The sequence below is a fragment of the Longimicrobium sp. genome (genome assembly GCF_036280135.1).
GTDB lineage: Bacteria > Gemmatimonadota > Gemmatimonadetes > Longimicrobiales > Longimicrobiaceae > Longimicrobium.
Genome location: NZ_DASURI010000499.1, coordinates 1 through 9,993 on the forward strand (window position 1 = coordinate 1; position 9,993 = coordinate 9,993).

Consider the following 9,993-nt stretch of genomic DNA (forward strand, 5'->3'; position numbering starts at 1 on the left):
TCTCCGCGAGGAACGAGCGGGGAGGGGCCGGGGGAGGGGCGGGCCGCTGCCGGCGAGAGCTCCGCTTTTCCACACGATGCGGACTTCGCTGCCAGCGAAATCTCCGCTCCTTCGCACGATGCGGAACTTCGCTGCCTGCGCAATCTCCGCCTCTTCGCACGATGCGGGACTCCGTTGCCGGCGAGATCTGCGCACGACGTCGCACCGCCGCCTGGCCTCGCTGACCTGACGCTCTTTCGACCGGAAGCCCGAACGCGCGATGAACCGAATCACCCGCACGCTGCACACGCTGACGATGGCATCCACCCTCGCCGCCGGCGCCTGCGCCCCGACCGGCGCCGCGCCCGCGCCGGCCGACGGACCCGCGCCCGGCGCATCCGCCCCGGCCGCGTGGGAGTGGCACACGTTCACGGGGCCCGTGGGCACGCGCCGCTACCGGCTGTACGTCCCCGCCGGATACGACGCGTCGCGACCCGCGCCGCTGGTGGTGATGCTGCACGGCTGCACGCAGGACCCCGACGACTTCGCGCGGGGCACGCGCTTCAACGAGCACGCGCAGCGCGCCGGCGCCCTCGTCGCCTATCCCGAGCAGCTGGCGGAGCACAATCCGCAAAAGTGCTGGACGTGGTTCGACCGCGCGCACCAGGCCGCCGACGCCGGCGAGCCCGCCCTCATCGCCGGCATCACGCGCGAGGTGATGGCGAGCCACGCCGTCGACCCGTCGCGCGTCTACATCGGCGGCGTGAGCGCGGGCGGCGCCATGGCGGTCAACACGGCCGCCGCGTATCCGCAGCTGTTCGCGGCCGTGGGCGTGCACAGCGGCATCCCCTGGCGCGCCGCGGGCGACGTGGCGACGGCCCTCGGCGTGATGCGGAACGGGCCCGCGCGGGACGCGGCGCTCACGGACTCCGCGCGGGCACTGCTGCGGGCGAGCGGCCGCGAGTCCATCCCCATGATCGTCTTCCACGGCGCGGCGGACGTCGTCGTCGTCCCCGAGAACGGGCGGCGGCTGGCGAGCCAATGGGCCGTGGCGGCGGGCGCCAGGGACTTCCTGCGCGGCGATTCCACGGAGGGCGGGCTGGGCTACACGCGCGACAGGTACGGCCCCCTGGCGGAGCTGTGGATGGTGGAGGGGCTGGGCCACGCGTGGTCCGGCGGCAGCGCCGAAGGCACCTACACCGACGCGCGCGGCCCCGACGCCAGCCGCGAGATGATGCGCTTTTTCCTGGAGCACACGCGCCCATGACGCATCCGCTGCCGTTTCCCCGCCGGCCGGACCCGCTGCGCTTCTGGCGGCGGATGGCCCCGCACCGCACGGCGCTCGTGGACCGTGCGCGCGGCGAGCGCTGGAGCTACGCGCAGTTCGACGCGGCGGCGGACCGCTGGGCGGGCGTGCTGCGGGCGCGGGGCATCGGCCGGGGCGGGATCGTGGCCGTGCTGGCCGGCAACCGCGCGGACGTGCCGGCGCTCTTCTACGCCTGCGGGCGCATCGGCGCGGCGCTGCTGCCGCTCAACTGGCGTCTCTCCGCCGCCGAGCTGGCCCCCGTCCTGGCCGACGCGCGCCCCGACCTGCTCATCGGCGAGGCCCGCTTTCGCGCCCGGGCGGAATCTGCCGACGCGCCGTGGATCGACCTGGACGACGACGCGCCGTCGCTCCTCGCATCCGCCGACGTCTCCCCGGACGACGTGGAGATGGAGGGGGACGATGCGGCACTCATCCTCTACACGTCCGGCAGCACGGGGCGGCCCAAGGGCGCGGTGCTTCCGCATCGGCAGATCTTCTGGAACGCCGTGGCGACGACGACGGCGTGGGAGCTGGGCCCGGACGACGTGGCGCCCGTGAGCACGCCGCTCTTTCACACGGGCGGATGGAACGTCTTTGCCACGCCGCTGTGGCAGCGCGGCGGCACCATCGTGCTCGTGGACGCGTTCGATGCCGACGACTTCCTGCGGATGATGGACGAGGAGGGCTGCACCATGGCGCTCACCGTTCCCACGCAGCTGCTGATGCTCGCCGAGTCGCCCCTGTGGGGCCAGCCCCTGCCGCGCCTGCGCCGCTTCGTCAGCGGGGGCGCGCCCTGTCCGTCAGCGCTGGCGGCGCGGGTGCGCGGGGCGGGCTACACCTTTCGCGAGGGCTACGGGCTGACGGAGTGCGGGCCCAACTGCTTCGCCATCCCGGACGACGAGGCCGTCGCGCGGCCGGGCTGCGTGGGCTGGCCCGTGACGTACCTGGGGATGCGCCTGGACGCCGGCGACGGCCGCGAGGCGGATGTCGGCGAGCCGGGTGAGCTCCTGCTGCGCGGCCCGCAGGTGTTCAGCGGATACCTGCGCAACCCGGCGCAGACGGCGGAGACGTTCACGGCGGACGGCTGGCTGCGCACGGGGGACCTGGCCATGCGCGACGCGGATGGCGCGTACCGCATCTGCGGGCGGCGCAAGGAGATGTACATCTCGGGCGGCGAGAACGTCTTTCCGGCGGAGGTGGAGGCGGCGCTGGCGGATTGCCCCGGCGTGGCGGAGGCCGTCGTCGTCGGCGTGCCGGACGAGAGGTGGGGCGAGGTGGGCCGCGCCTTCATCGTCGCGCGGGCGGATTCGCTGCTGGCGGAGGCGGATGTCGTCGCGTTCGCGCGCCAGCGGCTGGCGGGCTACAAGGTGCCCAGGGCGGTGTTCATCGTCCCCGAGATCCCGCGCCTGGGCAGCGGCAAGCCCGACCGGCGAGCGTTGGCGGTGCTGGAGCCGGTCATGGCGGCGACTGCGTAGGAAAGGGTCGGGGAGGAGAGGCGTGGCTCTCGCCGGCAGCGGCTCGCCCCTCCCCCGGCCCCTCTCTGCTCGTTGCTCGCGGAGAGGGGAGAAGGGCGTCGCGCGAGATGCCGTTCAACCTCCCCCAGGGGTTTTGGGGGAGGTGGGCGAGTTTTACGAGCCCGGAGGGGGCGCTGCTGGGTCCCAGCCACGGTGCACGACTGTCTTTCTCCCTTCCCCCATGCAGTTTATGGGGGAAGGGTCGGGGATGGGGGGCGCTCCGCGATCAGCAGGATCCATCCTTCGTGCTGGGTCCTGATCAGCCGATCCGGACCTTTCCCGCAGGCGGACGGGTACCCGGGCGCGCAGATTCGCAGGGGGTTCATCGTCCACCTCGAACGCCGCCCGACAATGATCCGCCGATTCTCCCCGCTCGCCTTGATCCTCGTGCTCGCCGCGCTTTCCCTCGCCGCGCCGGGCGCCGCGCACGCGCAGCGGACCGCATCCGCCGGCGCGTGGCGCACGGACGTCCCGTGCACGCAGGGCCGCAACCCGGCGCTGGCCGTCTCCGACACCTCGGTGGGGACGCAGGTGCCCGGCTGCGTCCGGGCGGAGTGCGTCACCCTGCCCAACGGCCGCCGCGCCTGCTCGTGCACGGGCGACACGATCATCACCGTGCGGCTGGAGGAGAACGGCCGCGTGGTGCACGAGTGGCCGTCGGACCACAGCATGTCCGGCAGCCCCCAGTCCCTCCGTGCGCTCACGGGCGACCTGGACGGCGACGGGCACGCGGAGACGATCGTGGCCGAGTGGCAGGACATGAGCAACGGCCTGGGCATCCGCTATTACGAGCTGCGGATCTTCGACGGGCGCGACCTGGCGCGGGCGCCGATGCGCATCGCCGTGCGCGACTTCGAGCCGGACGGGTCGTTCGTGCGCCCGGCCGCCGGCGGCGACTGCCGGCTCATCGCCACGCGCTGGCAGGAGCTGTCGGAGCCGCGCCGGGGCGAGGGGATGTACTTCGTGGGCCAGTGGATGCGCTACCGTGACGGCCGGCTGGAGCACGATCCCGACCGCCCCGTCGTCGTCCGCCGCCTGCTGAACAGCTTTGAGAACGCGCGCGGCAGCACGCCCGGCGCGCCGTTCGCCTACCTGCGCCACCGCGACGCGCGGGCGCACGCGGGGCACGGCATCCCCGCACCACCGAGGCTCACGCGCACGGAGGACGGCACCTTTCTCCGCGTCCGGGGCGACACCGTCAGCCTGGACCTGCCGCCGGACGTGGTGTCCGGCCACACGCTGGGCGACTTCTACCGGGACGACGACGGCTGGATCTTTACCACGTGGCTGATCGACGGCGCCACGGGACGGCCTTATCCCGCGGGCTACCAGCCGTCCGACGAGCGCTGGCTGGACGGTCACCCCGTGCGCCTTGCGACCCACTCCGACGGCCAGGGCCGCACCGTGTACTTCGTGGTCGCGCATCCGCCCGGCGCGGCGCGGCCCTGACGAGCCCCGATGGGCCGATGACGTACGTGCCGCGCCGCGCCGAAGACGAAACCCGATCGCCGACATGACGCAGACCATTCTCGCCGCGCAGTACGCCAAGGGCTCCACCCTGCGCAGCACGCTGGCGTTCGTGCGCTCGCTCGCGGGCGAGGAGGGCGTGGCGCGCGTGCTGGAGCGCGTGCCCGCGGACGACCTGGCGCGCATCCGGTCCGCCGCGGCCACGGACGAGGTGCCGCACGAGCTGCTGCTGTCGCTGTGGCGCGCCGTGGACGCCGAGATCGGCGCGGAGCACCCGGACTGGCCGGAGCGGTCGGGCGCGTTCTCCATCGCCAGCGCGGGCGTGGAGCACTACAGCGGCATCCTGCGAAAGAAGTCGCCCGCGGAGTTCCTGCTGCAGCGCGTGTCGCTGTTCCGGCTGTTCTACCAGCCGGGCAACCAGGAAGTGGTGGAGGAGGATGCGGGGCGCGCCGTGCTGCGCCTGGTGGGCTTCGATCCCGGCCACGCGACGTTCTGCCGCCGGCAGACGGGCGGGCTGCTGCACGCCGTGCAGCTGGCCGGCGGCGTGGATGCCACCGTGCGCCACGTGCGCTGCTCGCTGGAGGGCGACGCCTTCTGCGAGTGGGAGCTGCGCTGGGGGATGCCGGCGGAGTAGGGGCGCTGGGATGTGCGGATGAGCGGAGTGTGTCTCGCCCGCGGAGGGCCCCCTCCCCCCGGCCCCCTGCCCCCGCTTCGCGGGGGAGGGGGAGAACAGATTGGCATCAGCCGCTTTGATTTCCTGAGGGAGGCCCCGCTCGATCCGTCCCGCGCACAGTTCCCTGGCGCCGACCGAAGGATCTTCCCGCCCAGGCAATGCGCCGCCTTCACCGCGCGGACTCGCCCGGCCGGCATCCGGCTGAATCGCGGCCGTTGTGCGAGGGCAGGCAAGATCCTTCGGGGCCGTACGCATCCAGCGCTATTGAAGTCGCGAGGGCCCCTCAGGAAGACAAACCCGGCGTATCGCCTGCCGGAGAGCAATCACTCGCCCTCTCGCCAACCCCTCCCCCGAAGTTGGGGAAGGGGTCGCCCGCCGTTGCGAGGAACGAGCAAAAAGGCGGTCGGGGGAGAGGGCCCCCCGTCGCGCAGCGACGGGTTTTCTGCCCCTCGACATCGGGTTGCTGTCGGCGCCTCTATCCCCGCCGTACCCCGCGGATATCTTGTGTTTCCGCGCGGGCTTCCGTATTCTCTCCCCGCCGCGTCGGCACTGCTACGGCTGACGGGATCAGCCGCGCGGTCCTCCACCGAAATTGCGGAATTCACCATGACGACCCTTCGCCGCCTCGTACGGCCGCGCCTGGCCGCGTACGCGCTGCTGCTGGCCGCGCTCCCCGCGCGGGCGCAGGACTTTCGCCCCGCCGCCGCGTTCGTGCAGGTGAACGACGTCTACCGCGTGGACGCCGTGGAGAACGGCGCCGCGGGCGGGCTGGGCCGCGTGGTGACCGTCGTGGACCGCGCGCGCCGCGCCACGGGTGTGCCGGTGCGCGTGCTGCACGCCGGCGACTTCATCGCCCCGTCGCTGGAAAGCCGCTACTTCGCGGGCCAGCAGATGATCGACGCGCTCAACTTCGTGCACGCGCGCGCGCCGATGATCGCCGTGGCCGGCAACCACGAGTTCGACGAGCGGCGGCCGGAGATGCTCGCCAACGCCATCGTCCAGTCGCGCTTTCCCTGGCTGGCCGCCAACGTCCGCCTCAACACGGGCAACGCCGCCGCGGACCGCGCCCTGGGCACGGACACGGTCATCGTGAGCAACGGGATGCGCATCGGCATCTTTACGCTCACGTTCCTGGACTCGCCCCGCGACTACGCGCAGTGGGACACGGCGTTCGTCGCCCTCGCCGAGCGGCAGATCCAGGCGCTCGAGGCCCAGGGCGTGGACGCCATCGTGGGGCTCACGCACCTGGACCTGGGCGCGGACCGGGCCATCAGCCGGCTGCGCGCGTCGCATCCCAAGTTCCTGTGGATCGCGGGCGGGCACGAGCACTTTCTCATCCACCACCCGCTCACGGACAGCACGGCCGCCATCACCAAGGGCGACAGCAACGCGCGCCGCATCTGGCAGGTGGTCATCGGCCGCAGCGGTGGCCAGCCGGCCCTGCGCGCCGACAGCGTGGTGCTGAACGAGAGCGTCGCCGTGGATCCCGCGTACCGGCGCGACGTCGAGCAGAAGTGGGCGGCGCGCATGCGCGAGAAGGTGCCCTTCTACGACCAGGTCATCGGCCGCGCCAGCACGCGCATGGACGCCAGCGAGGAGGTCGTCCGCAACGTGGAGAGCGCCTGGGGCAACTACCTGGCGGACGTGATGCGCACGGCGTACCCCACCGTGCCCGCGGACGTGGCCGTGCTCAACGGCGGCGCCATCCGCATCGACGACGTGGTGACGGGCGACATCCGCTGGGAGCACCTGGCGCGCACGTTCGGCTTTCCCACGCGCGTGGCGCTGGTGTGGCTCACGGGCCGCGACCTCAAGGAGACGGTGCTGGAGCGCGGCGTGTCCGGCGGGCGCGGCGAGGGGCGGTTTCTCCAGGTGTCGGGCCTGCGTTTTACATTCGATCGCTCGCGCCCGGTGGGCCAGCGCGTGACGTCGGTGGAGATCCGCCGCGGGGACGCGTACGAGCCGCTGAACGACACGCGCGTCTACGTGGTGGCCGTGCCCGACTACCTGTTCGGCGGCGGCGACGGGTACACGTTCCACAACCGCGCCGTACTGAGCGTGCCGCCCGGCCCCGACGTCCGGCTGATGGCGTTCGATGCGCTGAGCGCCGCCTACGCCCGCGGCGAGGCCATCGCGCCGCAGGTGGAGGGCCGCATCACCGAGACCGGCGCCCAGCCCGAGTAGCAGGCGTTCTGTAGGAACGAAAACGCGTCGCGCGATCCGTCCCGTGCTGTCGGGCGAAAAGGCGGACCAGAAACAGCGACAACAGGATCCGTCCCCCGCTGTCATTCTGAAGGAGGCGCCGTCGCGATCCATCCCGTGACGGATGGCGCCGAGTGAAGAATCTGGTCGCGCCGCGCGCAGTCCTCGCCCGTGCGCGGAGCCCTCGCGCGCGAACTCAGCGCGCGAACTCAGCGCGCGAACTCAGCGCGCGGGCGGGACCGTGCACTCCGGCAACCAGATTCTTCGCTCGGTCGGCGCCGACGCATCGAGACAGGGACGGACCCGGCCGGCGCCTCGGTCGCTCAGAATGACAGCACGGGCGAGAAACGGCGAACGGAAAGCGACGACCAGCAGGGTCCCACGCAGCACCGATCCACCCATCCACACCGCCCCAACGCAGGAGCCGCACGTGACCGACGTATCCGCACCCGCGACCATCACGTTTGCCCCCAGCGAGCTCGTCGTGCTGTTCGGCGACCGGTTCACCCCGGAGGCCGGGATGCTCGGCAGCAAGGAAGAAGTCCTCACCAGCGGCATCAAGGTCAACTCCGAGAAGCTGATGAGCGCGGCCGTGGGCGCCGCCGTGTGGGCCGCGCACCGCGCCGGCGCCATCCGGCTGGAGCTGCGCCAGGGCAAGGCGCTCTTTGGCCTGATCAAGACGCAAAAGCTGCACGTGGTCCCCGGCACGGGCGCGTCGCCGTTTCCCGCGCACTCGCTGGAGTCCATCGTCGTGGACGCCGCGCGCACGTCGCCGGAGCTGCAGAAGCTGCTGGAGGCGTTCATCGGCGGGGAGGTGATGGACGTGCCGGCGCACGTGCTGGGCCGCATCAAGGCGGGGATGGCGGAGCGCGGGCTGCTGGGCCGCGAGGAGCGCAAGACGATGATGGTCTTTACCACCGTCGGGTTCACGCTGCCGGACGCAACGAAGGCCGCCGCCGGGCGCGAGTCGCTGGATGCCGTGCAGTCCCTGCTGCGCGACGCCGAGCAGCGCGAGCCCGCGCTCGCCAAGGCCGTGCGGGACGACATCGACGGCGCGCGCGTGATGATGACCGAGTCCCGCGACTGACTCTGATCCACCGAACCAAAGCAGACGACGCAACGATGAAGAACTACCTGACCGTGCTGGGGCTGGTGGGCGTGATCACCGCCGCCATCGTGATCTTCGTGATGCGCGGCGAGGCCGCGCGCAGCAAGCGGCTCACGGAGGAGACGCAGGCCGTGGGCTTCGTGGCCACGCCCGTGGAGTGGTGGGACGGCGAGGAGAACCAGGAGGGCCACACCCTCACGTTCGCATGGGTGGACGCCAGGGGCGCCGTGCATCCCCAGACGATGAAGGAGATCAGCTGGTACGACCAGTCCACGACCTACAAGGTGTGCTACAACCCGCAGGACGCGGCCGACTGGAAGCTCTACCCCGCCGACCACGTCTGCGGCAGCTGATCCGCCAGGCAGATCCTGGATCAACGCACACCGGCCGCCTTCCGTCAGGAAGCGGCCGGTTTTCTCGGGTGGATACAAATCCCGGGGACGTGCCCGACGCCGGGACCCAGCCTGAGCGGGTAAACCCGCCGCTGGGACTGCCATAAGCCCTGTCTCGCGCTGACGCGCGGTGCGAACAGGGCTTCAACCGCTCTCGATCTCCGGGTTTGTGCGCGAGGGCGGCGCTCCCGGACGGCAGGAATCCGACGATGGTGCACCGCGACGGCGCGCGGCAGGAGCTGTCGGCGAAGGCCGACATTGCGGTTTCAGAGCCGCGAATTCATTCGCCGGGGCTGGGGCGACGCGGGCCCGCTCTGCCTTTCCCATGCACCTCCGCTGGTCCTTCGATCCGCGGCCCGGCCTTTTGCGCGCAACGACAACGACCTCTCCCGGACGATGCCGGAAGAGGTCGTCGTGATCGGATGGACGGACCGGAGACGGACCCGGCCCATCGGCGCTCAGACGGGCTTGAGCAGCCCAGTCTGCAGGGCCAGGCGCACGAGCTCGCTACGGTGGCTCAGCCCCAGCTTCTGCATGAGGCGAGCGCGGTAGGTGTCCACCGTCTTGGGCGACAGGAACAGCTTCTTGCCGATCTCCGCGCTGCTGTAGCCCTCCGCCGTGAGGGCCAGCACCTCGCGCTCGCGGTCGCTGAGCTTTTCGATGGGGCTGGCGGCGCCCTTTTCCTCCGCCTGGCGGTACTGGCGCAGCAGCAGGCGCGTGGCGCTGGGGTACAGGAACACCTCGTTGCGCGCCACCGTGCGGATGGCGTGGATGAGGTCCTCGTCCGCGCTGGTCTTGCGCACGAAGCCGCTGCCGCCCGCCTCCAGCACGGGGAGCAGGAACTCCTCCTCCGCCTGCGACGTGAGCACCAGCACACGGGCGCCCAGCCCCTGCGCGGCGATCTGCCGCGTGGCCTCCAGGCCGTCCATGCCCGGCATGGCCAGGTCCATCACCACCACGTCGGGGCGCAGCAGCCGGGCCTTTTCCACGCCCTCCTCGCCGCTGGACGCCTGTCCGACCACCTGCAGGCCGTCTTCCAGGCTCAGCAGGGCCTCCAGGCCGCTGCGCAGCACCGGGTGGTCGTCCACCAGCAGGATCCGGATGCTCTCGCTCATCGTCGTGTCCTCACGCCCGGTCAAATCGTACAGGTTCGCGGCGCGGGCGCTCAGCCCACGTCCGCCAGCAGGTATCCCACGCCGTAGGCCACGGCCGCCGCGGCGGCGCCCACGGCCAGCATCTCCAGCCCCGCCTTCCACCACCGCAGCAGCGTCACGGCGCTGCGCAGCGCCCCCACCACGAACAGCGTCACCATCGTGGCGGCGACGGCCACGGAAAAGCGGTGCTCCGGCGCC

The 9,993-nt window shown here is 72.0% G+C and carries 9 protein-coding genes; 7 read left to right on the forward strand and 2 right to left on the reverse strand.

What is annotated here, in order from left to right; all coding sequences use genetic code 11:
* The first annotated feature begins 259 nt into the window (after positions 1-259).
* The 7 genes from VFZ20_RS16080 to VFZ20_RS16110 all read left to right on the forward strand — a co-directional run bounded on the left by VFZ20_RS16080 (position 260) and on the right by VFZ20_RS16110 (position 8,602).
* Positions 260-1,246 carry a PHB depolymerase family esterase gene (locus VFZ20_RS16080; protein ID WP_329684930.1) on the forward strand — a complete coding sequence of 329 codons (987 nt, stop codon included), beginning with the start codon at positions 260-262 and terminating at the stop codon, positions 1,244-1,246.
* On the forward strand, positions 1,243-2,760 hold the full coding sequence (locus tag VFZ20_RS16085; protein ID WP_329684931.1) for a class I adenylate-forming enzyme family protein: 1,518 nt from the start codon (positions 1,243-1,245) through the stop codon (positions 2,758-2,760). Before VFZ20_RS16080 ends, VFZ20_RS16085 begins: the two co-directional genes overlap by 4 nt.
* Positions 2,761-3,150: 390 nt before the next feature.
* Entirely contained in the window at positions 3,151-4,248 is a 1,098-nt protein-coding gene (locus VFZ20_RS16090) for a hypothetical protein (RefSeq protein ID WP_329684932.1), read from the forward strand.
* Between the two features lie 64 nt (positions 4,249-4,312).
* Positions 4,313-4,900 (forward strand): hypothetical protein, encoded by a 588-nt coding sequence (locus VFZ20_RS16095; protein ID WP_329684933.1) that lies wholly within the window; start codon positions 4,313-4,315, stop codon positions 4,898-4,900.
* A 645-nt stretch (positions 4,901-5,545) separates the two neighbouring features.
* Positions 5,546-7,123: a bifunctional metallophosphatase/5'-nucleotidase gene (locus VFZ20_RS16100; RefSeq protein ID WP_329684934.1), complete on the forward strand. Its 1,578-nt coding sequence runs from the start codon at positions 5,546-5,548 to the stop codon at positions 7,121-7,123.
* A gap of 448 nt (positions 7,124-7,571) precedes the next feature.
* A complete protein-coding gene (locus tag VFZ20_RS16105) occupies positions 7,572-8,228 on the forward strand; it encodes a hypothetical protein (RefSeq protein WP_329684935.1) in 657 nt (218 codons plus the stop codon).
* Between the two features lie 35 nt (positions 8,229-8,263).
* Complete coding sequence (locus VFZ20_RS16110) at positions 8,264-8,602, forward strand: hypothetical protein (RefSeq protein ID WP_329684936.1); 339 nt, start codon at positions 8,264-8,266, stop codon at positions 8,600-8,602.
* A 497-nt stretch (positions 8,603-9,099) separates the two neighbouring features.
* Here VFZ20_RS16110 and VFZ20_RS16115 read toward each other — a convergent pair whose 3' ends face one another.
* Positions 9,100-9,756, reverse strand: a complete 657-nt coding sequence (locus VFZ20_RS16115; RefSeq protein ID WP_329684937.1) for a response regulator transcription factor — start codon at positions 9,754-9,756, stop codon at positions 9,100-9,102.
* A 50-nt stretch (positions 9,757-9,806) separates the two neighbouring features.
* Positions 9,807-9,993, reverse strand: a 187-nt coding sequence (locus tag VFZ20_RS16120; protein WP_329684938.1) for a VIT1/CCC1 transporter family protein, incomplete at its 5' end; no start/stop codon positions are given.

Excerpts from the sequence above, each read along its gene's own strand:
- VFZ20_RS16085 (WP_329684931.1), top strand. The coding sequence starts at position 1,243 with ATGACGCATCCGCTGCCGTTTCCCCGCCGGCCGGACCCGCTGCGCTTC.
- VFZ20_RS16080 (WP_329684930.1), top strand. The coding sequence starts at position 260 with ATGAACCGAATCACCCGCACGCTGCACACGCTGACGATGGCATCCACC.
- VFZ20_RS16095 (WP_329684933.1), top strand. The coding sequence starts at position 4,313 with ATGACGCAGACCATTCTCGCCGCGCAGTACGCCAAGGGCTCCACCCTG.
- VFZ20_RS16090 (WP_329684932.1), top strand. The coding sequence starts at position 3,151 with ATGATCCGCCGATTCTCCCCGCTCGCCTTGATCCTCGTGCTCGCCGCG.
- VFZ20_RS16115 (WP_329684937.1), bottom strand. The coding sequence starts at position 9,756 with ATGAGCGAGAGCATCCGGATCCTGCTGGTGGACGACCACCCGGTGCTG.
- VFZ20_RS16110 (WP_329684936.1), top strand. The coding sequence starts at position 8,264 with ATGAAGAACTACCTGACCGTGCTGGGGCTGGTGGGCGTGATCACCGCC.
- VFZ20_RS16100 (WP_329684934.1), top strand. The coding sequence starts at position 5,546 with ATGACGACCCTTCGCCGCCTCGTACGGCCGCGCCTGGCCGCGTACGCG.